At 66.7% G+C, this 25,984-nt stretch carries 26 protein-coding genes and 1 pseudogene; 8 read left to right on the top strand and 19 right to left on the bottom strand.

Annotated features, from left to right (window positions below; all coding sequences use genetic code 11):
• The first annotated feature begins 33 nt into the window (after positions 1-33).
• Both mscL and ACT6S0_RS07955 read left to right on the top strand, forming a co-directional pair.
• Positions 34-453, top strand: coding sequence for a large conductance mechanosensitive channel protein MscL (mscL, locus tag ACT6S0_RS07960; protein WP_444763361.1), 420 nt, complete (start codon positions 34-36; stop codon positions 451-453).
• A gap of 126 nt (positions 454-579) precedes the next feature.
• Positions 580-2,988, top strand: coding sequence for a DUF1631 family protein (locus ACT6S0_RS07955; protein ID WP_444763360.1), 2,409 nt, complete (start codon positions 580-582; stop codon positions 2,986-2,988).
• On the opposite strand, the gene pdxA is transcribed toward ACT6S0_RS07955, so the two are convergent.
• The gene (gene pdxA, locus ACT6S0_RS07950) at positions 2,985-3,998 is read right to left on the bottom strand and encodes a 4-hydroxythreonine-4-phosphate dehydrogenase PdxA (RefSeq protein ID WP_444763359.1); all 1,014 of its coding nucleotides are present in this window, start codon (positions 3,996-3,998) and stop codon (positions 2,985-2,987) included. The genes ACT6S0_RS07955 and pdxA overlap by 4 nt on opposite strands.
• A gap of 61 nt (positions 3,999-4,059) precedes the next feature.
• On the opposite strand from pdxA, the gene ACT6S0_RS07945 reads away from it, so the two are divergent.
• Both ACT6S0_RS07945 and ACT6S0_RS07940 read left to right on the top strand, forming a co-directional pair.
• On the top strand, positions 4,060-5,871 hold the full coding sequence (locus tag ACT6S0_RS07945) for a DUF885 domain-containing protein (RefSeq protein ID WP_444763358.1): 1,812 nt from the start codon (positions 4,060-4,062) through the stop codon (positions 5,869-5,871).
• Positions 5,868-6,779: a peptidase gene (locus ACT6S0_RS07940; protein ID WP_444763357.1), complete on the top strand. Its 912-nt coding sequence runs from the start codon at positions 5,868-5,870 to the stop codon at positions 6,777-6,779. The genes ACT6S0_RS07945 and ACT6S0_RS07940 overlap by 4 nt, the downstream gene beginning before the upstream one ends.
• Here the strand turns inward: ACT6S0_RS07940 and ACT6S0_RS07935 are convergent.
• Complete coding sequence (locus ACT6S0_RS07935) at positions 6,776-7,522, bottom strand: Nif3-like dinuclear metal center hexameric protein (RefSeq protein ID WP_444763356.1); 747 nt, start codon at positions 7,520-7,522, stop codon at positions 6,776-6,778. The genes ACT6S0_RS07940 and ACT6S0_RS07935 overlap by 4 nt on opposite strands.
• Positions 7,523-7,542: 20 nt before the next feature.
• Here ACT6S0_RS07935 and ACT6S0_RS07930 point away from each other — a divergent pair, with 20 nt between their 5' ends.
• Positions 7,543-8,718: a trypsin-like peptidase domain-containing protein gene (locus tag ACT6S0_RS07930; RefSeq protein WP_444763355.1), complete on the top strand. Its 1,176-nt coding sequence runs from the start codon at positions 7,543-7,545 to the stop codon at positions 8,716-8,718.
• Here ACT6S0_RS07930 and tatC read toward each other — a convergent pair.
• The 13 genes from tatC to ACT6S0_RS07865 all read right to left on the bottom strand — a co-directional run bounded on the left by tatC (position 8,706) and on the right by ACT6S0_RS07865 (position 16,671).
• Positions 8,706-9,506 (bottom strand): twin-arginine translocase subunit TatC, encoded by an 801-nt coding sequence (tatC, locus tag ACT6S0_RS07925; protein WP_444763354.1) that lies wholly within the window; start codon positions 9,504-9,506, stop codon positions 8,706-8,708. The two genes, ACT6S0_RS07930 and tatC, sit on opposite strands and share 13 nt — an antisense overlap.
• Entirely contained in the window at positions 9,503-9,979 is a 477-nt protein-coding gene (gene tatB, locus ACT6S0_RS07920) for a Sec-independent protein translocase protein TatB (protein ID WP_444763353.1), read from the bottom strand. The genes tatC and tatB overlap by 4 nt, the downstream gene beginning before the upstream one ends.
• A gap of 15 nt (positions 9,980-9,994) precedes the next feature.
• Entirely contained in the window at positions 9,995-10,237 is a 243-nt protein-coding gene (gene tatA / locus ACT6S0_RS07915) for a Sec-independent protein translocase subunit TatA (protein WP_444763352.1), read from the bottom strand.
• 120 nt (positions 10,238-10,357) lie between these two features.
• Positions 10,358-10,705, bottom strand: coding sequence for a histidine triad nucleotide-binding protein (locus ACT6S0_RS07910; RefSeq protein ID WP_444763351.1), 348 nt, complete (start codon positions 10,703-10,705; stop codon positions 10,358-10,360).
• A complete protein-coding gene (locus tag ACT6S0_RS07905; protein WP_444763350.1) occupies positions 10,702-11,037 on the bottom strand; it encodes a phosphoribosyl-ATP diphosphatase in 336 nt (111 codons plus the stop codon). The genes ACT6S0_RS07910 and ACT6S0_RS07905 overlap by 4 nt, the downstream gene beginning before the upstream one ends.
• Positions 11,030-11,425, bottom strand: coding sequence for a phosphoribosyl-AMP cyclohydrolase (gene hisI, locus ACT6S0_RS07900; protein ID WP_444763349.1), 396 nt, complete (start codon positions 11,423-11,425; stop codon positions 11,030-11,032). Before hisI ends, ACT6S0_RS07905 begins: the two co-directional genes overlap by 8 nt.
• 4 nt (positions 11,426-11,429) lie before the next feature.
• Complete coding sequence (locus tag ACT6S0_RS07895; protein WP_444763348.1) at positions 11,430-11,855, bottom strand: NUDIX domain-containing protein; 426 nt, start codon at positions 11,853-11,855, stop codon at positions 11,430-11,432.
• Positions 11,852-12,718: an ATP-binding protein gene (locus ACT6S0_RS07890; protein ID WP_444763347.1), complete on the bottom strand. Its 867-nt coding sequence runs from the start codon at positions 12,716-12,718 to the stop codon at positions 11,852-11,854. The genes ACT6S0_RS07895 and ACT6S0_RS07890 overlap by 4 nt, the downstream gene beginning before the upstream one ends.
• Before the next feature lie 13 nt (positions 12,719-12,731).
• Positions 12,732-13,355 carry a nucleoid occlusion factor SlmA gene (gene slmA / locus ACT6S0_RS07885; RefSeq protein ID WP_444763346.1) on the bottom strand — a complete coding sequence of 208 codons (624 nt, stop codon included), beginning with the start codon at positions 13,353-13,355 and terminating at the stop codon, positions 12,732-12,734.
• Positions 13,356-13,365: 10 nt separating this feature from the next.
• Positions 13,366-14,052: a response regulator gene (locus tag ACT6S0_RS07880; protein WP_056272115.1), complete on the bottom strand. Its 687-nt coding sequence runs from the start codon at positions 14,050-14,052 to the stop codon at positions 13,366-13,368.
• Between the two features lie 77 nt (positions 14,053-14,129).
• Positions 14,130-14,810: a pyrimidine 5'-nucleotidase gene (locus ACT6S0_RS07875; RefSeq protein WP_444763345.1), complete on the bottom strand. Its 681-nt coding sequence runs from the start codon at positions 14,808-14,810 to the stop codon at positions 14,130-14,132.
• Between the two features lie 145 nt (positions 14,811-14,955).
• Positions 14,956-15,861 carry an acetylglutamate kinase gene (gene argB, locus ACT6S0_RS07870; RefSeq protein WP_444763344.1) on the bottom strand — a complete coding sequence of 302 codons (906 nt, stop codon included), beginning with the start codon at positions 15,859-15,861 and terminating at the stop codon, positions 14,956-14,958.
• Between the two features lie 48 nt (positions 15,862-15,909).
• Positions 15,910-16,671 carry a hypothetical protein gene (locus ACT6S0_RS07865; protein WP_444763343.1) on the bottom strand — a complete coding sequence of 254 codons (762 nt, stop codon included), beginning with the start codon at positions 16,669-16,671 and terminating at the stop codon, positions 15,910-15,912.
• Positions 16,672-16,770: 99 nt separating this feature from the next.
• Between ACT6S0_RS07865 and ACT6S0_RS07860 the strand changes: the two genes are divergently transcribed.
• From ACT6S0_RS07860 to ACT6S0_RS07850, 3 genes are read left to right on the top strand one after another with little or no spacing between them, the layout of a single operon-like run.
• Positions 16,771-17,664, top strand: coding sequence for a cation diffusion facilitator family transporter (locus ACT6S0_RS07860; RefSeq protein ID WP_444763342.1), 894 nt, complete (start codon positions 16,771-16,773; stop codon positions 17,662-17,664).
• The gene (gene dtd / locus ACT6S0_RS07855) at positions 17,661-18,101 is read left to right on the top strand and encodes a D-aminoacyl-tRNA deacylase (RefSeq protein WP_444763341.1); all 441 of its coding nucleotides are present in this window, start codon (positions 17,661-17,663) and stop codon (positions 18,099-18,101) included. The genes ACT6S0_RS07860 and dtd overlap by 4 nt, the downstream gene beginning before the upstream one ends.
• Entirely contained in the window at positions 18,101-18,562 is a 462-nt protein-coding gene (locus ACT6S0_RS07850; protein ID WP_444763340.1) for a cupin domain-containing protein, read from the top strand. The genes dtd and ACT6S0_RS07850 overlap by 1 nt, the downstream gene beginning before the upstream one ends.
• Before the next feature lie 227 nt (positions 18,563-18,789).
• Here ACT6S0_RS07850 and ACT6S0_RS07845 read toward each other — a convergent pair.
• The 4 genes and pseudogenes from ACT6S0_RS07845 to ACT6S0_RS07830 form a co-directional block, all read right to left on the bottom strand.
• Positions 18,790-19,922 (bottom strand): annotated as a pseudogene (locus tag ACT6S0_RS07845) (IS3 family transposase); the annotation flags it as partial.
• A 199-nt stretch (positions 19,923-20,121) separates the two neighbouring features.
• Positions 20,122-20,415: a hypothetical protein gene (locus ACT6S0_RS07840; protein WP_444763339.1), complete on the bottom strand. Its 294-nt coding sequence runs from the start codon at positions 20,413-20,415 to the stop codon at positions 20,122-20,124.
• Positions 20,416-20,417: 2 nt separating this feature from the next.
• The gene (locus ACT6S0_RS07835; RefSeq protein WP_444763338.1) at positions 20,418-25,322 is read right to left on the bottom strand and encodes an RHS repeat domain-containing protein; all 4,905 of its coding nucleotides are present in this window, start codon (positions 25,320-25,322) and stop codon (positions 20,418-20,420) included.
• A gap of 432 nt (positions 25,323-25,754) precedes the next feature.
• On the bottom strand, positions 25,755-25,984 hold a 230-nt coding region (locus ACT6S0_RS07830), incomplete at its 5' end, for a hypothetical protein (RefSeq protein ID WP_444763337.1).

The following is a 25,984-nucleotide window of genomic DNA, read 5'->3' as shown; positions in this document are numbered from 1 at the left end:
ATCGGATGAACCCTCTCAGTCCAGGAGTCATGCATGAGTTTTATGTCCGAGTTCAAGGAGTTTGCCGTCAAAGGCAATGTGATCGACCTGGCGGTCGGCGTGATCATCGGCGGCGCCTTTGGCAAGATCGTCGACTCCCTGGTCAGCGACGTCATCATGCCGGTGATCAGCAAGATTTTCGGTGGTCTCGACTTCAGCAACTACTTCATTCCGCTGGCCGGGCAGACGGCCTCAACGTTGGCTGATGCCAGGAAGGAAGGCGCCGTGCTCGCCTACGGCAGCTTTATCACCGTGTCGCTGAATTTCATGATCCTGGCCTTCGTCATCTTTCTGATGATCAAGCAGATCAACCGGCTCAAGCGGGAACCGGCGGCAGCAGCCACAGCCGCGCCACCTGCCACGCCGGAGGACATCCAGCTATTGCGCGAGATCCGGGATTCGCTCAAGCGCTAAGCTCGGCCCGCTCCGCCGCCCGGTAAGCAATGGTTACCGGGCTTTTTTTTGCCACCAAGTTGGCAAGCTGCTGAAAACCCGTGCTTGTGCCAAGCGCGATACTTTGGATGTAACCCGCCACCATTGATGAACGCGCCAGAGATACGCCTGAACCCGCACCTCGAAGCTTCGCTGACCCGTATCCGTCTGGCGGGCGAGCAGGCGGCCGAGCGCTGCGCGGAGGGCCTGGGTTTGTCAGCATTGTCCGCAGGCCAGATCAAGCGCCGCGACGCCCTGCTCGCAGCTCAATTCGTTTTCCGACAGCAACAAGGTGTCTTCTCTCAGCGCTTCGTGCAGAGCTTGCGCAAACAGGTCGCTGCTGAACAATCCGACACCAAGCCACAGGTTGCGGCGGCGACCAAGCGGGACTGGGGTGAGCTGTCGCTGATGGACGACGACCAAGTCAACAACCTCGTCGCCGCCGACCGCATCGGCCTGGCCATCGGTCACCACTGCGAATGGGAACTGCGCGAGGTCGAGTCCTACGTGGCCGGCATCCAGCTCGGCGAGCGCAATCCGCTGCGACCCGAACTCATTGGCCAGGGCCTGCTCGACGCCATCCAGACCATCACCGACGACCCGCAAACCCGTCAAACCCTGACCGATGAGCTGACGCGCGCACTGGCCCAGGAGATGCGCGGCTGCTATGCCGACATCGCGGAGCTGTTGCGATCGCGCGGCTTGCGCCCGCAGGATCTGCGGGTGCGCGCAACGCCCGACGGCGCCGCCTCTCGCCTCGGCGGCCTCAGCGGCAGCACCCAGCCGGGCGATTTTGATTCCGGCCACGGCGGCATGTCGACGCGCGGCGGCTATGGTGGCTCGGGCCACGGCGGCTTCGGCAAGGGCGGCGGCCGTGGCAGCGGCTTCGGCAGCACGGGCAGCGGCGCGTTTGCTGGCCGCGGCGGTGGTGCCGCGTCAGGGGGCATCGGCCGCGTCGACCCGCAGATGATGGATCTGCTGCGCCGTCTCGCGCAGGCACCCGGCACCTACGACGGCGGTGGTGGCTACGAGGGCGGTCATTCCAGCCGCATGGGCCTGGACACCCTCAGCGGCGAGCCCAGCGGCTGGGGCCAGATGCCCGTGCCGACCAATCTGATCAGCCTGCACCGTGACGAGCTGCGCCAGGCCTCGACAGGCCGGCTGGATCACATGGTCATCGACGTCGTCGGCAGTCTGTTCGATCAGATCCTGTCCGATCCCAAGGTGCCGCCGCAGATGGCGCGCCTGCTTGCCCGGCTGCAGTTGCCGGTGCTGCGCGTGGCGCTCGGCGACGAAACCTTCTTCTCGTCGCGCCGCCATCCGGTGCGCCAGTTCGTCAACCGCATGGCTTCGCTGGCCTGCGCCTTCGAAGACTTCAGCGACGACCCTGGCCGCTCCTTCCTGGCCCATGTGCGTGACCTGGTGCAGGACGTCGCGAGCGGCGACTTCGACCGCATGGACGTCTACACGGCCAAGCTTGACGAACTCGAAACCTTCATCGCCGAGCAGACCCGCAACACCTTGAAGGCGGCGGGTGACGCTGCCGCCGTCGTCGAACGTCGCGAGACCGACCTGCGCCTGCAGCAGCGCTATGCCCTGTTGCTGCAGCAGCAGCTGGCCAAGGTGTCGATGCAGGACTTCCTGCGCAACTTCCTGGCCCAGGTCTGGAGCCAGGCCATCGTGCTGGCCTCACGCGAAGGCGCGCCCGAGCGCGCGCTGCGCCTGCGCCAGCTCGGCCGCAGCCTGGTGATGAGCGTGCAGCCCAAGGGCGGCACGGCCGCGCGTGCCGACTTCCTGCGCGAACTGCCGAACCTGATGCGCACCCTCAACGAGGGGCTCGATCTGATCCGCTGGCCGGATGCGCCGCGCAAGGACTTCTTCGGCGCGCTGCTGCCGGCTCATGCCGAATCGTTGAAAGGCCAGGCGCCCAGTCCGCTCGACACCAACCTGCTGATCAAGCAGCTCGACCAAATCTTTGGCGTGGCCCCTCCCGCCGAAGGCGACCTGGCCAAGCCCATTGCCGGCGAGACGGCGCCCGGCGAACTCGACGCCAGCCAGCGCCTGACACCGGCCGAGGCCAAGAGCCTGGGCCTGGTGGAGGAGTCGGGTGTCGACTGGAACGGCGAACTCGACCTCGACCTGTCAGGCAATGACGCCCAGGCGGCCGCCGAGCCGCTGCAGGCCGTGGACATCTCCATCGACGGCCTGCCGGCCGCGGAGAGCGCCGCCGAGCCGAGCAGCGGCGCGCTGCTGCTGGACACCATGGAACTCGGCTTTGCCTACCAGATGCACACCGGCGAGCACTGGCAGAAGATGCGCCTGGCCCACGTCAGCGCGGGCCGCAGCTTCTTCATCTTCACGCATGGCAACCGCCACCAGGAGACGGTGACGATGACGGCCCGCATGCTGAGGAAGCTTTGCGAGGCCGGCCGCATGCGCGCCTTCGAGCCCGCCCATCTGCTTGAGCGCGCGACGGCGCGCGCACGCGCACAGCTCGCCGCGCTTGGCGGACGCTAGGCGGCCAAGCGGCGCGCCATCGCCAGCGCCGCCGCCAGGCTGGCCGGGTCGGCGATGCCGCGGCCGGCGATATCGAAAGCCGTGCCGTGGTCGGGACTGGTACGCACGAAGGGCAGGCCCAGCGTCACGTTGACGCCCTGTTCCACCCCGAGGTACTTCACCGGGATCAGCCCGTGGTCGTGCGTCATCGCGACGACGACATCGAACTCGCCGCGGCGGGCCCGCATGAACACGGTGTCCGGTGCGAACGGACCGCTGGCGGTCATTCCCGCTGCCTGCGCATCGGCGATGGCCGGCGCGATGTGCCGGATCTCCTCGTCGCCGAACAAGCCGCCTTCGCCGGCATGCGGGTTCAGCCCGGCCACCGCGATGCGAGGCGCCGCAAAACCCATGCGCCTGAGTGCCGCATCGGTGATGTGCAGCGTCTCCAGCACCGTGGCGCGTGTCACGCGGTCGATCGCGTCGCGCAACGAGCAATGGATGGTGACCAGCACCGTGCGCAGCTCCTCGTTGGCCAGCATCATGCGTACGGGGAGGCCGCCAGCCAGAGCCTGCAGCATCTCGGTATGGCCGGGATAGGCCGAGCCCGCGGCATGCAGCGCCTCCTTGTGGATGGGCGCCGTCACCAGGCCGCGAGCACGGCCGACCTGGATCAATGCGACGGCCGCCTCGACACACACCGCCGCCGCCGCGCCGGCGCGGGCATCGACCCGGCCTTGCGGCGCCTCGACCAGCCCGGGGGGCAGCGCCGACGGCTGCCAGACCGGCAGGCAGCGCGGCGGCACGCGGCCCAATGCTTCAGGTCCGTCCAACCCGGCGACGGCCAGGCCACCGCCAATGGCCCCGACGGCGCGCCTCATGACGGCGACATCACCCACCACCAGGGCGTCTGGCGGCGCCTCGCGCTGCCAGAGCCTGGCGATGATCTCCGGCCCGATGCCACAGGCGTCGCCCATGCTGATGAGGAGCGGACGACCGAGCGCGCCGTCTAGGGAGTTGTCCGGGGTCATGCGGCATTCTTCCATCACGTGCCGCGGCGCACTGGCAGACTGCCGGCCGGCCCATCACGCCATGGAGACTCTTTTGCGCATCACCCTTGCCGCCGCCCTGATCGCGGGCCTGCACCTGACCACGCCCACCGCTGCGCAGCCGGCGCCCCGCCCACCAGCCAGCGCCGCTGCCGACGCCACGGCCAAGGCCCGCCTGGCCTTGCAGGCCTTGTTCGACGAAGCCTGGGACAGCGAGGCCCGCGCGGCGCCCGAGTGGGCCACGCTGCGTGGCGACCTGCGCTTCAACGACAAGCTCAGTGACCGCTCCGCCGCCGGCATCGCCGCCCGTGACGCGTTCGCACGCGACATGCTCAAGCGCGCACAAGCCGTCGACGTGCGCATGTTGGGCGACACCGACCGCGTGTCGCTGGCTCTGTTCATCAACCGCTATCAGCAAGACGTCGCGATGCAGGGCTTTGCCGGCTGGCGCACGCTGACGCTGGGCACGCTCTCGGGCGCCCAGTCGGCACTTGCAGGCTTTGCGCGCAATGTGCCGGTCAACAACGAGGTCCAGGTCAGGCAGTGGCTGGCGCGCCTGGCCGCCTATCCCGCCCGGGTGGACCAAGAGATCGCCATCCTGCGCCAGGGCCTGGCGCTCGGCTGGGTGACCTCCAGGCCGGTGCTGGCGCGCGCCATCGCGCAAGTCGAGGGCCAGCTGCCCGAAGACGTCACGAAGAGTCCGGTCTATGAACCCTTCCACCGGATGACGGTGGACGCCAGCCTGAAGGCCAGCTACCAGGCTCAGGGCCAGGCGGCGTTGCGCGAGATCTTCTACCCGGCCCAGCGCAGGCTGCTGGCCGTGCTGAAGGACGAACTGGCCTCCAAGGCGCCTGACAGCGGCTCGCTGTCAGGCTATCCCGGCGGCGACAAGGTCTACGAGGCGCTGATCCAGCGCAACGTGACCCTGCCGCTCGCAGCCGGGGACATCCACACGACCGGCTTGCGTGAGGTCGCCCGCCTGCGGGCCGAGATGGAGAAGGTCAGAGCCGAGGCTGGCTTCGATGGCGACCTGGCCGCCTTCAAGAAATTCCTCTACAGCGACCCGAAGTTCTTCAACCAGAGCGGCGACGAACTCCTGGAGGGCTACCGCGCCATTGCCAAGCGCATCGACCCCGAACTGCCCAAGCTGTTCGCGCAGCTGCCGCGCTCGCCCTATGGCATCCGCGCCATGCCCGCCTATACCGGCGAGGGCGCGGCCGACAACTACAACGGCCCTTCGCTGGACAGCACGACGCCCGGGTGGTTCAACGCCAACGCCATCGCGTTCAAGCGCCGGCCGAAGTGGGCGATGGAGACCCTGGTCGCCCACGAGACCGTGCCCGGCCACCATTTGCAGATCGCGCGCCAGGTGGAGCTTGGCGAGCTGCCCAACTTCCGTCGCCAGGCGCAATACTCGGTCTTCAGCGAGGGCTGGGCGCTGTATGCCGAGACGCTGGGCCCGCAGCTCGGCCTGTTCCGCGACCCCTACACGCGCTTCGGCCATTTGCAGGCGCAGATGTTCCGCGCCGCCCGACTCGTCGTCGACACCGGCCTGCACGCCCTCGGCTGGAGCCGCGACAAGGCCATCGCCTACATGATCGAGCAGACCGGTCACGACGCCGTCTTCATGACTGCGGAGGTCGACCGCTACTACGCACAGCCCGGCCAGGCGCTGAGCTACATGATGGGCGCGCTGAAGATCAGGGAGCTGCGCGCCCGTGCAGAAGGCGTGCTCGGCAGCAAGTTCGACCAGCGCCGTTTCCACAACGCCCTCATCGACCAGGGCGCCATGCCGCTGCCCCTGCTGGAGCAGCGTATCGCCGCATGGATCTCCGGCGAGAAGGCCAGGCCATGAGCTATGCCATTGGCACGCCCGGGCAGCCCTGGGGGCCCGCCGAGGTGCGGGCGTGGCGTGAGCGCCTGGTCCGGCAGCGCAGCTATGCGCAGGATGTACTGAGCGGCATCGCGCTACTGAGCGCAGACTTCGATGTCGCCGAGTACGGTGTCATCGAATACGGGTCCGAGCGGTTTCCGCTGCTGGCCATCCGCAGCCGCGACTGGAACGACGCCCTGCCCGTCGTTGTCGTCACCGGCGGGGTGCATGGCTACGAAACCAGCGGTGTGCACGGCGCCCTCCAGTACGTGCAGCGCCACGGCCTCGAATTGGCGGGGCGTGCCAACCTGCTGGTGGCTGCCTGTGTCAGCCCCTGGGCCTATGAGCGCGTGCAGCGCTGGAACTTCAATGCGCTCGACCCCAATCGCAATTTCCGCGCGGGCAGCCCGGTCGGTGAGGCCGCCGCGCTGGTGGCCCTGCTCGCGCCGCTGCGCGGCCGGGTGTTGCTGCACATCGACCTGCACGAGACGACGGATTCGGACGAAGCGGAGTTCCGCCCCGCCCTCGCCGCGCGCGACGGCGTGACCTTCGAGCCCGGGGCCATTCCTGACGGCTTCTACCTCGTCGACGACGCCGAGCATCCGCAGCCCGAGTTCCAGCGCGCCGTCATCGACGCCGTCGCCCGGGTCACCCACATCGCGCCGGCCGATGCCGACGGCCGCATCATCGGCTGCCCGCTGCAGTCACCCGGTGTGATCGCCTTCGCTGTCGCGCAGCGCAACCTGTGCGCCGCCATCACCGGCGCACGGTTCAGCACGACCACCGAGGTCTATCCCGACAGCCCGCGCACGACGCCGCAGCAGTGCATCGACGCCCAGGTCGCGGCCGTGCGCGCAGCGGTCGGCTACGCGCTCGAACACGCGGGCTAGGCCGGGTTGTCGACGTCGATGAACTGCCAGCTCAGCCCCAGGTCCCGGGCGACCCGCTCGCCCACGCCCTGCACGCCGTAGCGTTCGGTCGCGTGGTGGCCAGCGGCGATGAAGGCCACGCCGGTCTCGCGGGCGTAGTGGGCCTGGGGCTCCGAGATCTCGCCGGTGATGAAGACGTCGGCACCCGCAGCAATGGCCGCCTCGAAGTAGCCCTGCGCGCCGCCGCTGCACCAGGCGACGCGCCGCAGTGGGCGGCCATCGCCGGGCACCACCACCACCTCACGGTCCAGCACGACCCGAAGTCTGGCCGCCAGCGCGTCCAGGGCGGTCGGCTCGACGGCGGCGCTGAAGCCCAGATCCTGCTCGCCAAAGCGCGCATCCGCCACCCAGCCCAGGCGCGCGCCCAGCTGCGCGTTGTTGCCCAGCGTCGGGTGGGCGTCGAGCGGCAGGTGGTAGGCGAAGAGGTTGATGTCGCGCTGGATCAAGCGGGCCAGGCGCTGCTTCATCCAGCCCGTCACGCGGCCGTCCTGGCCACGCCAGAACAAGCCGTGGTGGACCAGGATGGCATCGGCCTTGGCCGCGATGGCCGCGTCGATCAACGCCAGGCTGGCAGTGACCCCGCAGACGAGATGGCCGACCTCGGCGCGCCCCTCGACCTGCAGACCGTTCGGCCCATAATCCTTGAACCGTGCGGGCTCCAGCAACTGGTTGAGGCTGAGTTCCAGTGCGGCGCGATCGGTCATGGCTTGATGGGGATGTGGTGTTGAAACGGCTCTGGCTGATTTTCGCGCAGGCGGTCACGGTGGCATTGGCGGTGCTGTTCGTCGTCGCCACGCTCAAGCCGCAGTGGCTGCAGCGGCAGCCCCGCCTGCCCGATGCCACCATCGCCCAGACTGCACGCCAGATCGCCCTGCCGCCCTCCCCAGCCGCCTCGGTCGTGCGCGCCGGCTTTGCGCAGGCCGCGCGCGTGGCATCGCCCGCCGTCGTCAGCATTACCGCCAGCAAGGCGCCCTCAAGGGCGGGCCGTGCGCATGAACAGCTGTTCGGCTTCCCGGGCTTCCCTTTCGGCCAGCGCCAGCAGCGCGGCAGCCCCCAGCTCGGCCTGGGCTCGGGCGTCATCATTTCCGCCGATGGCGTGCTGCTGACGAACAACCATGTCGTCGACGGCGCTTCCGACATCGAGGTCATGCTCAGCGACGGCCGCCAGGCGCAGGCCAGGCTGGTCGGCACCGACCCCGAGACCGACGTCGCCGTGCTGAAGATCGACCTGCGCGACCTGCCCGTCATTGCCATGGGCGACGCGGCCAGCCTGGCAGTCGGCGACGTGGTGCTGGCCATCGGCAACCCCTTCAATGTCGGCCAGACCGTCACCTCCGGCATCGTCTCGGCGCTGGGGCGCAACCAGCTCGGCATCAATACCTTCGAGAATTTCATCCAGACCGACGCGGCCATCAACCCGGGCAATTCGGGCGGTGCACTGGTAGATGCCGACGGCCGCCTGGTGGGCATCAACACGGCCATCTTCTCGCGCAGCGGCGGCTCGCTGGGCATCGGCTTCGCCATCCCCGTCGACGTGGCGCGCCAGGTGGCCGCGTCGCTGCTGCAGGACGGTGTCGTGGCGCGCGGCTGGATCGGCGTGCAGACGCGTGAGCTGACGCCGGAGTTGGCCGAGGCACTCAAGCTGGGCGACGCCAAGGGCGTGCTGATCGGCGGCGTCGTCAACGATGCGCCTGCCGCCAAGGCAGGCATTCGGCCCGGCGACGTGCTGACGCGCATCGGCGAGCACGCGGTGGCCACCCCTGCCGAGCTGCTCGCCAGCGTGGCGGCGCTCAAGCCCAGGACCCTGGTCGACGTGGGCGTGCAGCGCGGCGGCAAGCCAATGAGTTTTCAGCTCGCCGTGGCCCAGCGGCCCAAGCCGCAACGCGATCAGGACGACTGATCGCCGGTCGGGTCGACCGGATCGGGTGCCTTGGCGTTGCGCACGAAATAGGTCGCCGCGAACAGCCCCACCTCGTAGAGCAGGCACATCGGGATCGCCAGCGCCAGCTGCGAGACGACGTCCGGCGGTGTGATGATGGCCGCGATGATGAAGGCCACGACGATGAAGTAGCCGCGCCACTCGCGCAGCTTCTCGACCGGCACGATGCCCATGCGGGCCAGCACCACGACGATGACGGGCACTTCGAATGCCGCCCCAAAGGCGATGAACATGTTCATCACGAAGCCCAGATAGGCCTCAATGTCAGGCGCCGCCGTGATGCTCTTGGGCGCAAAGCTCTGGATGAAGGCGAAAACCTGGCCGAAGACGAAGAAATAGCAAAACGCCACGCCGGCAAAGAACAGCAAGGTGCTGGACAGCACCAATGGCACGACGAGGCGCTTCTCATGCGAATACAGGCCCGGCGCGACGAAGGCCCAGACTTGATAAAGCACCACCGGCAGCGCCAGCATGAAACCGGCAAGCATGGTGATCTTGATCGGCACGAAGAACGGCGCGATGACGTTGGTTGCGATCATCGTCGTGCCGGCCGGCAGATGGGCGACCAGCGGCGCAGCGAGCAGGTCGTAGAGCGCCCCGGGGCCCGGATAGAACGCCAGTGCGCCAAAGCACACGGCAATGGCGATCACGGCGCGCAGCAACCGGTCGCGCAGTTCCATCAGATGGGCCACGAAGGGCTGTTCGGTACCGGCCAGTTCGTCGTGGTCGGGTTTCTGGAAAGAACTCATCGATGAATGCCCGGAGGCCTGAACCTGGCCACGCGAGCCGCGCCAGACTGGGTATGCCGCTTCACACCCGCCTTCTGCTTGAACCACATCGGCGTGGCACCGCGCTTGAGGCGCCAGTTCTTCCTGGGATGCCGGTACTCGGGCGGCGGCGCTGCAAGCGCGGCCGATTCATAGGACGAATCACTCGTCACGTCGCGCCAGGACTGGTCAAACGCCTGGGTGGCCGAATCCACTTCCTGCCGCACGCTCTGCTCGACGTCCTGCACCGCGCTCTGGAACTGGGTCTTCATCTTCTGAAGCTCCTCCAGCTCGATGGAGCGGTTGACTTCGGCCTTCACGTCGGACACATAGCGCTGTGCCTTGCCGAGCAGCGTCCCCACCGTGCGCGCAACACGCGGCAGCTTCTCGGGGCCGATGACGATCAGGGCCACCGCGCCGATCAGCGCGATCTTGTCGAAACCAAAGTCAAGCACTCGTCAGGCTCGACATCAGGACTTGGTCTTGGCGTCGACGTCCACCGTGTTCGGGTCGTTGACCTTGCTGGCGGTGACTTGCTGGGGCGGCGCGGCGGGCGTCGTTTCCGACGTGGTGCCGCCGTCCTTGATGCCATCCTTGAAACCCTTGACGGCGCCCCCCAGATCCTTGCCGATGTTGGTGAGCTTCTTGGTGCCAAAGACGAGGACGATGATCAGCAGCACGATCAACCAGTGCCAGATGCTGAATGAACCCATGATGTTTCTCCGGTGAGGACTGTCTGGAATTCTAGGTGAGGCCCCTGTCCGCGCCGTCTCCCATTCGGGGCGGCGCGTCAAAAGCGCTCCTAGTGCGCAGGCACTATGTGTGGTCCCGGCTCAGCCTTTCAACCAGGGGCGGGGGCCGCCCATCACGTGCAGGTGCAAATGATGGACCTCCTGGCCGCCGTCGGGGCCGGTGTTGATGACATGGCGGAAACCATTTGTCACCCCCAGCTCCTTCATCAGCCGCGGGCCGAGGGCGGCCATGCGACCGAGCAGCGGTGCGTCGGCCTCGGTGACCTCGGCCATGGACGCGATATGGCGCTTGGGGATGATGAGCACATGCACCGGCGCCCAGGGATGGATGTCGTGGAAGGCGAGCAGTTCCTCGTCTTCGTAGACCTTCTTGCTCGGGATCTGACCGGCGACGATCTTGCAGAAGAGACAGTTCGGGTCAGCGCTCATGGCTGGTTTCCTCGTTGGGCGAATTCGGTCAGGCCCGACAGTCCTTCGCGGCGTGAAAGCTCGGCCAGCACGTCGTCGGGCTTCAGGCCGAAATGCGCCAGTGCGACCATGCTGTGGAACCACAGGTCGGCCACTTCATAGACCACTTTCTGCGTGTCGCCGTCCTTGGCCGCCATGACGGTCTCGATGGCCTCCTCGCCGACCTTCTTCAGGATCGCATCCAGGCCCTTGTCGAAGAGCCTGGCGACATAACTGGTCGAGGGGTCGGCGCCCTTGCCTGGTTTTCGGGATTCGATGACCGCGCCGACGCGGCGGAGGATGTCGTCACTCATAGATCTTGTGCGGGTCTTTCAATATCGGTGCGGTGGTCGTCCAGACGCCGTCCTGCAGCTTCTGAAAGAAGCAGCTGTGACGGCCGGTATGGCAGGCGATGCCCGGATCATGGCCAAGTTGCGTGACGGCCAGCAGCACGACGTCGTTGTCGCAGTCCAGCCGAATGGCGTGCACCTGCTGGAAGTGGCCGCTCTCTTCTCCCTTGTGCCAGAGCTTGGCACGCGAGCGGCTCCAGTAGACGGCCTGTCCGCGCTCGGCCGTCAGCGCCAAGGCGTCGCGGTTCATCCACGCGAACATCAGCACGTCGCCCGTGCCCTGCTCCTGGGCGATGACGGGCACCAGGCCCTTGTCGTCCCACTTCACGTCGTCCAACCAACTGCTGCTCATGACTTCAGTCTAGGTGAGTGACGCCGGCATGCCGGCGCTCCTGGGCAAACCACTTCAACACCGGGATGGTGCCGGGCAGCACGGGCCTGACCTGCACCGGCAGGTCGGCCCAGGCCATCTGTTGACCCTCCAGCATCTGGAACTCGCCGCTCCAGTCGAACACCTTGCAGAAGTTCAGGCGCACGCGGGCATGGGGATAGTCCATGACCAGCGTCTGCCACGGGTGCGCCGCACCGATCTGCACACCGAGTTCCTCCCGCAGTTCACGTGCAAGCGCCTGCTCGACGCTCTCGCCCGCCTCGACCTTGCCGCCCGGGAACTCCCAGTAGCCCGCATAGACCTTGCCCTCGGGGCGCGAGGTCAGCAGGAACCGGCCGTCAGGGGCGACCAGCACACCCACGGCAACCTCGGTGATCTCGCGCTCGGTCATTCCGCCCGCCCCGCCATGTCCCGCGCGAACTGGTAGGCCACGCGACCGGATCGCGAGCCGCGCTCCAGCGCCCAGATCAGGGCCTGCTGGCGAGCGCCTGCGATGGCCGCATCGTCCAGGCCGAAATGCCGCAGCCACTGCGCCACGATGGCCAGGTATTCGTTCTGGCTGAAAGGGTAGAAGCTGATCCACAGCCCGAAGCGCTCGGACAGGGATATCTTTTCCTCCACGGCCTCGCCCGGGTGGATCTCGCCATGCTCGCCATGCGTGCCAGCCAGGTTGTCGACCATCCTCTCGGGCAGCAGGTGGCGGCGGTTGCTGGTGGCGTAGATCAGCACGTTGTCGCCGGCCGCCGAGACCGAGCCGTCGAGCACGCTCTTGAGCGCCTTGTAGCTGGCCTCCCCTTCGTCAAAGCTGAGGTCGTCGCAAAAAACGACGAAGCGCTCGGGCCGCGACGCAACCTGCTCGACCAGGTCGGGCAGGTCGACGAGGTCGGCCTTGTCGACCTCGATGAGGCGCAGGCCCCGGCCCGAGAATTCGTTGAGCACGGCCTTGATCAGCGAGCTCTTGCCGGTGCCCTTGGCGCCTGTCAGCAGCACGTTGTTGGCCGGCCGGCCAGCGACGAACTGGGCCGTGTTGCGCAGCAGGCGCTCCTTCTGCGGTTCGACCTCCTGCAGGTCCGCCAGGCGGATGCGGCTGACGGCACGCACCGGCTCCAGCACCAGGGCGCCATGACGGCGGCGGGCCCGGAAGGCGGTGGACGCGGCCCAGTCGGGCGGCGGGGCGGCATGGGGCAACACGGCTTCGAGCCGGGTCAGCAGGCCCTCGGCGCGGGCGAGAAAGGATTCCAGAGCGGCAGACATGCCGCCAGTGTAGTTAGCCGATGCTTCTCAGCGAGGCTTCCAACTGCTCCGTCGGCAGGCGCTTGAAGCCCGAGCGCGCATAGCGCTGCAGCCGTCCGATGATAAAGCTGACCCAGACCGACGCCTGGGCGTTGGCCTGCACGGTCGGCGCCATCGAGCCCTGCGCCTCGGCCGCCGTGCGCAGCACCTGGCGCAGCGAGGACTCGATGCGGTCGAAGAACTGGTTCATGCGCGCCACCAAACGCTCGTTCTCGTAGACCAGCGCATCGCCCACCATGACGCGCGCCATGCCGGGGTTTTTCTCGCCGAACTGCAGGATGACGCTGGCAATGCGCGCCGCCTTGCCGGGCAGCGGCAGGGGAAGCGGCGAGTCCGCGATCTGGTTGACCAGGCCGAAGACGCTGCCTTCGATGAAGTCGATCAGCGCCTCGAACATCTGCGCCTTGCTGGCGAAGTGGCGGTACAGCGCCGCCTCGCTGACATCCAGCCTGGCCGCCAGCGCCGCCGTCGTGATGCGATCGGCGCCCGGCTGCTCCAGCATGCCGGCCAGCACCTGCAGGATTTGCGCGCGGCGTTCGCCCGGCTTGGGGCGTTTCCTGGGAGCGGTACTGTCGTCGGGCGGGGCGGCGGCGTCCATGCTGCGGATGCTAGTCGCGCAGCCAGCCGAGGCGACGTGCCTCGTAGATCGCCTCGACCTTGGAGCGCACGTGCAGCTTGCGGTAGACGCGCTTCACGTAGGTCATGACCGTGTGCGGCGACACCTGCATGAACTGCGCGATCTCGTCGAAGGTGAAGCCCTTGGCCGCCAGGTGCAGCACGCGCGACTCCTGCTCGGACAGGGCGACGACTTCCTCATCCGCCATCGTCGCGGCCATGGCTTCCGGCGAGGGGCCGGTCGAACCTTGGGCGCCGGGCGCCAGACGCACCAGCAGCCGGCGGGCAATGATGGGGCTGATGGGGCTGCCGCCCGCCCGCAGGGAGCGCAGCTGGCCGGGCAGGTCCAGCGCCAGGCTGTCCTTGAGCAGATACCCGGTGGCACCGGCCTCGATGCTGGCCACCACATGCTGCTCGTCACCGAATACCGAGATCACCATGACCTCGCACTGCGGCCGCGTCTGGGCCGCATGGCGGATCAGCTCGATGCCGCTGCCGCCGGGCAGGTCCAGGTCAACCAGCAGCACATCGGGCTGGAGTTGATCGAACATGCGCCGGCCCTGGGGCAGGTCGGGCGCAATGCCCAGCAACTCGATGTCGGGCACATTGCCCAGCGCATGCGTGAACGCGTCACGGAAGCGAGCTTGGTCTTCGACGATCAGGACCGAGAACGGGGACATGGACTCTGTGGACTTTCCAAACGCGAAGAAGTCATATTGTCGGGCGAGGATACCCCCATGCCCCACGCCGTCTTCCTTCAGAAATGGGGAGAGCGTAACAACGCCGCGAGGGACCGCACGCGCCGGCTGACGTAGACGGGCCGCCGGTGCAGGCCCGCCGCACCCGCGCCGCGCAGCCAGCGCTGCATCCAGACCGTTCGCAGGCCCAGGCCCCGCGCAGTCTTCTGATGCACCAGCGTGTCCTCGACCAGGATGCAACGCCTAGCCGGCACGCCGAGGCGGGCCAGCACCATGCGGAACATGCGTGCATCCGGCTTGGGGCGGGACTGGCCGAAGCAGCTCATGTCCTCGATACAGATCAGGCCTTCGAAGACGTCGCGCAGGCCGAGCTTGGCGAGCACGCGCTCGGCGTAGACGCGCGGTGCATTCGTCATCAGGAACTTGCGGCCCGGCAGCCGGCGCAATGCCGCCAGGTCGTGGGAATGGCCGTGCAGGTGCGCATCCAGCCCCGGCAGCAGATGCGTCTCGTGCAGGAAGTGCGCCGCCTTGACGCCATGGTGGCGCTGCAGCCCCGTCAGCGTGGCGCCATAGCGCAGCCAGTAGCGGTGTCGCAGTGCCACCGCCTCGTCCTCCGCCAGCCCGAGATGAGTGACGATGTAGGCCGTCATCGACGCATTCAGTTCCCTGAACGCCCGGTGCGAGGCGTTGTGCAGCGTGTCGTCGAGGTCGAACAGCCAGACCTGGTCGCGGGCGTTCATTTAAACGGTTCCCTTGCGTTTTGCGGGCCGAGCGCCGGGCCGCTCCCAAGCCGGCCCGCGCTGGCGGTGTGCTTGCCGGTCGAACCGGCAAGCATCACAGTCCCCCAGGGGGCCGGCCAAGGTAGTCCATGGACGAGGGGATCAATCAGCGCGAGCTGAGCATGGTGCCGTAAGCATGGTCGGTCAGCACCTCAAGCTGCATGGAGTGCGGCACCCGCCCGTCGATGATGTGGACGGCGTTGACGCCGCTCTTGGCCGCGTCGATGGCGCCGGCGATCTTGGGGATCATGCCGCCGCTGATCGTGCCGTCGGCCACCAGCTCGTCGATGCGGCGCGGCGTCAGCTCGGTCAACAGCTCACCGTTCTTGTCCAGCACGCCACGGATGTTGGTCAGCATCAGCAGCTTCTCGGCCTGCAGCACCGTGGCCAGCTTGGCGGCGACCACGTCGGCATTGATGTTGTAGCTCTCGTTGTGCTCGCCGAAGCCGATGGGGCTGACGACCGGGATGAACTGGTCGTCCTGCAGCGCCTTCACGACGCTGGGGTCGATGGCCACGATGTCGCCGACCTGGCCGACGTCGTGCTCCTTGGCCGGGTCGTCCTTGTCCAGCATCTTGAGTTTCTTGGCGCGGATCATGCCGCCGTCGCGGCCGGTCAAGCCCACCGCCTTGCCGCCCGCGGCGTTGATGAGGCCAACGATGTCTTGCTGCACCTGGCCGGCCAGCACCCACTCAACGACCTCCATCGTCTCCTCGTCGGTCACGCGCATGCCCTGCACGAACTCGCCCTTCTTGCCCAGGCGGCTCAAGGCGCCCTCGATCTGCGGCCCGCCACCGTGCACGACGATGGGGTTGAGGCCGACCAGCTTGAGCAGCACCACGTCCTCGGCAAAATCCTGCTGCAGGGCCGGGTCGGTCATGGCATTGCCACCGTACTTGATGACGATGGTCTTGCCATGGAACTTGCGGATGTAGGGCAAGGCCTGGGACAGGATCTCGGCCTTCTCGCGCGGCGCGATGTGGGAGACGTCGGTAGTGTGGGGGGTGGTCATGCGCTGGACTCCGGTGCGATGCGGCGCATTCTAGGAAGTGCAGCCGCCTCAGCGGGCCGGTGCCGACGCGGCAGCGGCACGGCTCCACTGGCGCAGCGCCGCATCGATCTCCCCGCGCGTCAACTGCTTGAGCGCTTCGACCTTGCGCTCGGTCGACAACGCCTGCCAGGGATCGTTGCCCTGGCGCACGATGTCGGCGACGGCCGTGCTGGCGCGTGCACGGTGCTCGGCTTGCAGGTCCAGCGTGGCGACGTCAACGAGGTACATGTCGAAGTAGGCGTAGGGTGCCAGGAAGCCGGCGCTGCGCTGGCCTGTATCAACGTGTTCGACCTCGAGCGCCGTATCAACATAGAAACCCAGGCCTTCGAGCTGGCCCGTGCCAGTGACACTGCGGAACATCTGCAGACGGGCCTCGGCGCGCACCGGCTGGATCAGCACCAGGTGCGACAGCTTGGCCGCACGGGCCGCATCGAGCAGTGCCTGGGTCACCAGCACGGCCTGGCCGTCACGCTGCCAGGGCATCGCGCCACTGGCCGGCCGCGCCAGCATCAGCGCCTCGCCCAGGCCCTCGCGGCCCGCGCCTTCGACCGTCGTACGAAGGATGAAGTTCTCGAACTCGTTGCCGACCTTCAGCGAGTCCTTGGCATTGCGATCCACGCGCGTGCCGACCGTCGGCGCCGCGATGACCAGTTGCACCTCGCGTCCCAGCACCGACATAACGCCCAGCTTGGTGATCGGCGCGGCCTGGGACGCCGTACTTGCAAGCAGCAGCAGCGCTGCGACGCCGCAGGCACGGTAAAGACTTTGCACGGCATGACTCCATGATTGAACGGCGCGCAGGTTAGCGGATGCGCAGCAGCCGCCCGGCGTGAATCCTCACCCCTGAAGACGGGCCACGACAATCGCGCCATGCAAGCCCGCTCCTACCTGAAGCTCTCCGTCGCGACCGCCCTCGTGACGATAGCGCTCAAGACCGCCGCCTGGTGGTGGACCGGCTCCGTCAGCCTGGCAGCCGATGCGCTGGAGTCGCTTGTGAACCTGGCCGGCGCCGTGTTCGCGCTGGCCATGGTGACGCTGGCCGCCCAGCCGCCGGACGAGGGCCATCCCTATGGCCACCACAAAGCTGAGTACTTCTCCAGCGGCTTCGAGGGCATCCTCATCATCGCGGCCGGCCTGGGCATCCTGTGGGGCGCCGTCGACCGCTGGCGCCATCCCCAGGCGCTGGACGCCATCGGCCTGGGCATCGCGTTGGCGGCGGTCAGCTCGGCACTCAACGGCGGGCTTGCGTGGGCGATGTTGCGCAAGGCGCGCGAGGTGCGTTCGGTCGCGCTGGAAGGGGATGCGCGGCACCTGATCACCGACGTCTGGACATCGGCCGGCGTCGTGGCCGGTCTGATCGGCGTGATGACCACGGGCTGGCAGTGGCTGGACCCGCTGCTGGCCGGCCTGGTGGCGATGAACATCCTGCGCGAAGGCGTGCACCTGATGCGCCAATCCACACGGGGCCTGATGGACGAGGCGCTGGACGCCGACAGCCTGGCTCAGGTGCAGGCGGTGCTCGACAGCTTCAGCGGCCCGCATGCGATCCGCTTCGACCATGTCGTCAGCCGCGTGGCCGGGCAGCGCCGCTTTGTCGATCTGCACATGCACATGCCGGCCAACTGGACACTCGGCCGTGCGGCAGCGCTGCGCGGCGATGTGGAGGTGGCGCTGATGCGCGCCTTGCCGGGGCTGCGGGCCAGCATCCAGCTGCTGCCCATGGACGTCGAGGCGCATGCGCTGGACGAGGAGGACCTGGTTTGATCGCGATATTGCAAAGGGTGCGCGAGGCACGCGTCGAAGTGGCAGGCGCCGTCGTCGGCGCCATCGGCCCGGGCCTGTTGATGCTGGTGTGTGCCGAGCCGGCCGACAGCGAGGCCACGGCCGAGAAACTCGTCGCCAAGGTGCTCAAGCTGCGCATCTTCAGCGACGCCGCCGGCAAGATGAACCGCAGCCTGCAGGACGTGGCCGGCGGGCTGCTCGTCGTCAGCCAGTTCACACTGGCGGCGGATGTGAGTGCCGGCAACCGGCCGAGCTTTACCGGCGCGGCGCCGGCTGAAGCAGGCCGGCGGCTCTACGAGCACACGCTGGCGTTCGCGCGCAACCAGCATGCCCAGGTCGCCAGCGGCGAGTTCGGCGCCGACATGCAGGTCCACCTCGTCAACGACGGGCCCGTGACCATCCCGATGCGGATGAACTGATGACCAGGCCCATCGTGCTCATCGACGCAACCACGGGCCTGCAACCCGTGCACGACCTGCCCCGCGAGGATCGCCGCATCAGCGGCGCTCCGCAGCGCCAGACCTGGACGCTGCACCAGGCCGGCCCGATGAGCGCCGGCATCTGGGCCTGCGAGGTGGGCCGCTGGCGCATCGTGTTCCCGGCGGGCCGCCAGGAATATTTCCACGTGCTGCAGGGTCGCGTGCGCCTGCACGGTCCCGACGGCGCGGTGGACATCGGCCCTGGCCAGGGCGGGGTCATCCGCCGGGGTTCGAGGGCGAGTTCGAGGTCCTGGAGCCGGTACGCAAGCACTTCGTGCTGGTGGAACTGGTTGGGTGAGGCGGCTTCGTGGGAGCCGCAGAGCAGGCGGCCGGTGGGCTTAACCTGCTTTCGTTTTGCTGGAGCACGCACGCAGGCAGGCAGGCACGGAAAGCCGCTATAGGCTGGGTGCTGTCGCTCGCAGTCGGCGCCTGAGAGTCAACAAAGTGCCCGAAGCCGACCTCGATCGAACTACGGGTCTAGGCTCGCTGCCAACACCCCGTTTTGGCGATCTGATGACCGCTCCCGCCGGCACCGGTCATCCGACTGCGCGCCGGCTGAGTGACCGCTGCACATCCAGAATCTGACGCTCGGCGGAACTGTCCTGGTCAAGTGTTCTCGGACACAGCGATAGGTTGTTTGACTGCCGATTGCTGCTCGAAAGTGCAGCCGGGTGCTGTTGTAGAAGCCGACGATGTAGTCGGCGACGTCGGTCATAGCCTCGGCGTGGTTGGCGTAGTCGCGTTGCCAGACCCGCTCGGTCTTGAGGCTCAGGAAGAAGCGCTCCATCACCGCGTTGTCCCAGCAGTTGCCTTTGCGGCTCATGCTGCCGACCAGGCCGTTGCGAGCCAGCAGCGCCTGATGTAGCGCACTGGCGTACTGACTGCCCCTGTCCGAATGCACGATCATTCCTGGCGCCGGTTGGCGCTGTGCGATGGCCAGTTGCAGCGCCGCGCAGACCAGTTCGGCGTGCATGCTCGGCGCCATCGCCCAGCCGACAACTTTGCGCGCGTACAGGTCCAGCACCACCGCCAGGTACAGCCAGCCGCTGCGCGTGCGGATGTAGGTGATGTCGCTCACCCAAGCCTGGTTAGGGCCGCTGGGATCGAAGCGTCTGGCCAACAGGTTGTCGCAAACAGGCAGCGCATGACCACTGTCCGTGGTGTGGACGAACTTGCGCCGCCACAGCGCGCGCAGCCGGTGCTCGCGCATCAGGCGCTGCACCCGGTGGCGCCCCAGGCGCACGCCCTTGGCCCGCACCACCGCGCACAGCCGCCGCTGCCGTAGACCCGGCCGCTGGCGGCAAACTCTGCCTTGAGATGCGTGCTGGCCAGGCAGACCGCAGGCGTGGACCGAGCGCGCTGGCGGGCCCCGTAGTAGCCCGAACGGCTGACGCCCAGTACGCAGCAAAGGCGCTCCACGCTGACGGCCCTCTTGCTCAGCTGCTCGACGAGTCGGTGACTCAACGCAGTTCCCGGGCGAAGAGGGCCGATGCCTTTTTCTAGGAGGTCGACATCGCCTCGCAGCTGCTTGTTCTCGGCCTCAAGCTGACGGTTGCGCTGCTGCTCTGCGGTGAGTGGCTCGCCAATGCCAGGGCGGCCGGCAGCTTCTCCATCGAGCTGGGCCAGCCACCGCCTCACCGCCGTCTCGCCCAGCTTCATGTCGCGGCAGACCTCGCTCACGCCCAGGCCTTGCTCGCGAATCATTTGCACGACCTGCAGCTTGAACGCCGCGTCGAAGTGCCTTCGTTGTCTCTTGCTCATGTTCCTCGTCCAGGTGGATTCCACCCATCGAGGTGTCCGCGGAAACTAGACCAGCACAGATCGACGCGGTGGTGCCATCGCACGGCATGCGCGAGCACCGCCTCACCTCACCCTCATCATCGCCAACGTCAAGCACCTCGGCGCCGTCAGCGGCGTGCAGATCGAGGCATTCGTGCCTTAAGCCGCCGGGCTTGTCGGATCACTCGTCAACGATCTTGACCACCTGGCCCTTAGCAACATTTCGCCCCTCCCACAGCAGCACTTCCTTTCCGACGGCGAGCTTCGGAAGCGCTAGGTCGCGGTAGAGGAATTTGACCGGCACTTCCGAGGCAGCGCCGAGTTCAAGGCGCCGCCCCTCCAGCAGCAGTCGGCAGTCGAAGCCCTCGCTATCGACGAACAGAGGACACGCGTAGTACTGTCCTTCAACCGCTGTACTGCGACCGCCCTCCGCTGTCGTTAAGAAGCGCACGTTGATGATTGCATCCGGTTTCATCGTTAAAATCTCACTGGTGGCAATGGCGAGTGATTCATCACGCTCGGAACCAACCCCTGAAGACGATCCGTCGGGATCACCCAAGCCGGAATGCCGCGATCAACAGCCGCCGGCGACAAACCCTTGAAGATGCTGTTCGGAACGTCCGTCCGGATGATCGTGTACGGCGAATCCCCGAACGATTTGACGGCTTGCTTCGCGTAGGCCGAGGCCTCGGACGCCGAGGTCGTGAAGTACTTGCCTTCTGCTGAACCCAAGTTTCTCAGCGCGCCCGTCGCCTGGACGTCGGCAAGTTCAACCGGACCAACCGCGCGGAACAGCGGCGTCGTTCCCTTTGCCGCAAAGACTGACCGCGCCAGGGATACAGCTCGCGCTCCCTGCCCAAGGGTGAGCACGTTACCCAGGCCGTAGACAGTACCGGCAATGGTGTAGCCAACTGCAGATACAGAATCACCGCGGGCCGCTGATTGGCTGGCCAATTGTCCGTATCCGCCCGTAGCGAAACTGTCAACGGACTGACGAATGGCTTGAGTCGAGAACCCGCTTTTTCCGGCTGCGAGCCCGCCTCCGGCGCAGTCCTCGCTTTTGATGTGAGAGCCGGTACAAGCCTGCCCATCGGGGTCCACGAATCGATATGGGTTGTTGTTTGCGTAGTGGTATCGGCCGAACATAGCGCCGGTGTCGGCATCCGCCACCACCGGATCACTACTCAAAAACCTCCCCGCCATCGGGTCGAAATACCGCTGCTGCATGTACACAAGATCCGTCTCCGCATCCTGCACATGCCCCGTGAAGCCGATCAGGCTGATGTTGGGCCCGGGCTTGGCGCCCTGTGCAACATAGCCGTAGGGCTCAAACCGTGTGCGGTTGGTGACGACTGCCGACGCATTGGAACGCGCCACCGGGCTGCCCAGCGCATCGGTATGCACGTACTGCACGCCCGCCGCGCTGTTCCACTCGGCGATCTGCTTGCCGCCCAGGTACACATAGGCCGTGCGGCTGGCCGCCCGAGGCCCGCCCGTGCTGGTGCTCCACATCAGCTGACCGGCCTGGCTGTAGACGTGGATGCGCGTGGAGCCATCGCTGCTGAGCACGCGCACTCGCCGGCCAAGCCCGTCGTAGACATAGCCGCCGCCGATGCTGGAACTGGTCAGCCGGTTGCCCAAGTCAAAACCGAAGGTCTGCGCGCCCTTGCTGCGGATGTTGCCGTAGGCGTCGTAGCTGTACGGCACGCTGGCGCCGTTTTGCGTCAGGCTGTTCAGCCGGTTCGTGCCGTCAGTGTAGTTCAGCGTCACGTTGCGGGTGCCGACGTTGGCGGTGCGCAGGTTGTCAGCGGCGTCGTAGGTGTAGCTTGCCGCGCCCCAGACATTGGGCGCGCTGGCCGTCTTCAGGCGGTCCAGGCCGTCGTAGGTCATGCTGCGGGTGAAGACGTTCAGCTGCTGGTCGGTGATGCCGGTCACATTGCCGTTGCCGTCGTAGCCGTACTGATCCTGCATGACGCCGACATCACGGTTGACCAGCGGCAGCCCGCGTGAGTTCTGAACCAGCTGGTGCGCAATGCCGTTGCCCAAGGTGTAGCTCGCCACGCCGCCGTTGGGGTGGAAGGCCACGGCGCTGGCGTAGCTGCCGACCATGGTGGGCTCGCCCAGGGCGTTGGGGTTGTAGGCAACGCTGGCTTCGCCGTTGGGGTACGTGAGCGAGCTGAGGTTCCCGGCTGCGTTGTAGCCCCAGTCGACGGCGTAGTTCAGGCCGCCGTAGTTCAGCGTCTCGTTGAGCGGCTGGCGCAGGCCGTTGTAGGTGTAACTCCAGCTCGCGCCGTTGCTGACCACGGTCTTGAGCCGGCCGTCGCCCCAATAGGTGCGGGAGATAGCCGGGCTGCCGTCGCCGTAGCTCGTGCTGGTCAGCTGGTTGATCGGGTCGTAGCCATAGCTGATCTTGGCGCCGGCCGCCGCGCTGGCGGTGTCGCAGCTCGACGCGTTGAGCAAGGCTTGGCCCGGCGCACGCCAGGCCACGTTGCCGGCTCCGTCGTAGTCCTGCACGGTGGCGCCGACCTCGGGCTCGATGGTCTTGCACAGGCGCTGGCCGGCGTCATAGACATAGCGCCGGGTGACGCCACCACGCGTGATGGACATGGGCTTGCCGAAGTCGTCGCGCGCAATGGTGACCGTCACACCTTCGGGCGCACTGATGGTGCTGATCTGCGCATCCGCCGGGTTGTCCAGCGCCCACATCGTCTGGGTGGTGGCGAGGTTGCGCGCATTGGTCTGGCGGACCTGCAAGCCGCTGAGGTATTCGCTGGTGCTAACGAGGGTGCCGAGTTCGCTATCGGCCTCGGTACGCAGCAGTCGGCCCAAAGCGTCGTGCTGCATGCGGGTGCCGGGTGAAGTCACGGCCACGCTGCTCAGGTCGCGTTGCGGGTAGCTCACAAAGGAGAGGTCGCCGTCCTCGCCGTAGCCCTTGACGATGACCTTGCGAGTAGCGGCTTCGTTGGCGGCATCAAATGTGCGGGTCATCACCGGCCGCCACAGGCCGTCAAAGTAGCTGACGGTCTTGGCGTTGCCCTTGGTGACGGTCTGGCGCCAATGCCCGGCGGAAAGCCCATACTCAGTGGAACCAACAGGCTGGAACACCAATGTCGTTCCGGTGAATCCAGCTGGCGGTGTGATGCTCGCTAGACGCCCTATCGCGTCGTAGCCATAGCCCGTCGTGTAGCCCGCCGCATTCGTCACGCTTGTGATGAGACCGAGGTCGTTGACGACGGCGCCTTCGCTGGTGCTGTTGGGATAGCTGACCGATTGCGGCAGGCCGCGCTTGTAGCTGGAGTAGGTTGTCGCGAAGTTGCGGCCGTCGGTCCGGCTTTGCAGGTTGCCATCCGCGTGGTAGCCATAGCTGTACTGCAACACGCCGAACTTTTTCTCGCTCGCCAGCATGGCAGTCGTCGCGTGGAAGTCGTTGTCAACCAGCGTGAGCCCACCCGACGTGACCGTGTCCACTTGCCCGAGAACCCACAGCCCGAGGTGGTCGTAGTAGGTGGTGGTCTCGGTGCGGCTCACGCCCGATCCGCTCTTGGTGACGACGGTCGGCCGCGCTAGCGTGTCGAAGCTGGTGGCCTGCCACTTGAATAGCGCCCCTTGCTGCGTGATCTGCTTGCTGTCGACGGGGCGGTGGCGCAGGACCAGAGGATCAAATGCGAGCACCTGGCTGTTGCCTACGGGCTCGGGCCATGGCACGCTGGTCGAGCGATACGTCATCGCGGTGGTGCGCAGCGCCGCGCTGCCATCCCAGCCCTCATCGACCTGGAGTTGTTGCCCTGCGTTCACTCCGAAGGCGATGCCGTAGGTGTAGCGCGTCGTGCGGCCGCCGGGCGCGCGTTCGGTGACTAGCTTGTTGCCGCCGGCGTAGCTCCATTCATAGGACCAGTTCATCGTGGGCAGGCCCGGCCCCGTAACCTGCTTTGCGGTCAGGGCCTGGGTGAACCAGCTCCCCGGATAGAGAGCGAACTTGGGCACCGACCCGGTGCCCGCTGGTTTGTCGGAGAGATTCCAGCACGTTGTCGGGGCGCCGGATTGGCCGTGCTGCGTGAAGTACGTCGTGTAGGTCGCCTGCGCACCGGACGGGTGACGGACAGTCCCAACGAAAGGAACCGTCGGATAGTCGCCCGGCCAGTAGCAATCCGCTCCCTCACCCAGGACGCTGTTGCGTGTGGCCAATGGCCGGAGGTCGAAGACCCACTGCGAACTGTCCGGCCGGGTGACTGTCGTGAGCGCGCCGTTGCCGTCGTAGCCATAACGCCATGTCCGCACGCCATCGGTCACCGAATCGACCAGATTGCGGGCCCGCCCGTTGACCTGCGAGCTGATGTAGCCGATGGTCAGGCGCCGGCCATCGTTGGCTTCGATCTTGAGCAGTTTCCAGGGGTCGGCGCCGTCGTAGGTGTAGGTGACGGTGTTGCCGAAGCGATCGCGCACCTGCGTCGGCATGATCCAAACTTCGTTGCGCGCGAGATAACTGCTGTTTCGGCTGAGGGGCCGCATGAAGCGCGACGCCAGCCAATCGAAGCGGTACTGAACGCCGTCCGGACTCAGCGCCAGAAAGCCCTCCCCGCTGCCATTGGCCAAGCTGGGCAGGCAGCGGATTTGCCATCCACTTTTGGTGACGAGCGGATAAGTGTTGCCATCGGTTGGCGCCTTGGTGTTGGCAGTGGTGCGTGTCAAGACCTCTTCGCTGTCGGCACCAGGGGCGCTGAGGAAGTTGCCACTCCAGTACAGGTAGTTCGGCCAGGACTCGCGACCGTCGCTGCTCGTCGCGCCGCCCGGCGCGCCGAAGCTGCTGCAGCGTGCCGAACTGTTGCCCACGCCGACCCAGCCATTGGCAGTCGCGAAATTGCCCTTCATGTGCGGGATGGCAAGGTCCCAGGTACCAAGCTGGCCGCCGATGTTGAGGTCGCGGCCTGCCGAATGCTTGCGGCCGAACTCCACGGGCAAAGCACTGTTGCCGGGCAGGCTGACGTCGACGTGCTGGAAGTGCAAGGCGCCCGTGTACAGGTCGGCGTGGTCGCCGAACAGCTTCATGTCCAGCGGCGCGATGCCTTGGGGGCCCCGTTTAAGGTTGCTCTGCTCTTCGTAGAAAGACTGCGTGGCCAGAGTTGCGAGAGCCTGAACCACTTCCTCCCTGGCCGCCGCATCGCGCTCTGCGCGCTCCCGCTCGGGTCGTGTGTCTGCGTCCGCTTTTTGCGACGCACGAGCGTCAACGGCGTCCTGACTTTGAGCGAAGGAGGTGCTCGACAAGCCAATGAGCAAAGCTATGGCGAGCCCACGGACATGGGACTGAAAGACGGACATCAATGACTCCCTGAATCTCGCTGCAGGTTTTGTTCTCTGCGGCGCAAAAAGAATGCGCGCGATCATCGAAGCCCCATCTACGTAGGCCCACCCCCTACCGTCCAGTTTGTTGTGACAACTGGTGAGAGAAGGTCTCAGCACCGCAGCGCTGTTTGGGTCCCTGATTGGCACAACTTCGAGAGCAAAAATGTCATACGGCTGAGGCGGCACTGAACGGCCGCTTCGGGACGACGAGTTCAGAACATCGGAATGTCGCCAATGGGTTGGGATCGCCCGTTCGAAGCTTTGAGAAGCAGTCCCTCGGCAGCTGGTTGACAGGCGCGCGCCACAGCCAGCGAGACTCAATGACGGCAGTGCGAACATGACCGGTCGTCGAAGCCGGTGATCTGGCAGAGGAGTCGATGACCGCTTTGCTCCAAGCCCTGTTTGCCAAGCCTTTGGTCGGGGAGGGACGGTCGTCGCTATGGTGCCGCCTTCGTCGTCGACTTCGACCTTCCGCTATGGGCACATTGCGGCCGTAGGGACGCCGATCGCGACCATCAGCTCCCGTTTAGGTTTGTTCGACACCTGCCCGCGCGACATGCCAGTGGTGCGAATGGCACCGAATAGAGGGCAGGTGTTGGACAAGCCTCGAGGGAGGAAACCGCGGCGCACGTGGCGGTGTCGCTCGAAGCTATGGCGATTGCAGGCGAGCGGCTGCGCGGCGCTGCCGAGCCCGACGGACGCGC

The organism is Roseateles sp., assembly GCF_052436255.1.
In the GTDB taxonomy this organism is placed as follows: Bacteria; Pseudomonadota; Gammaproteobacteria; order Burkholderiales; family Burkholderiaceae_C; genus Pelomonas.
This window is presented reverse-complemented; position numbering and strand designations above follow the sequence as displayed.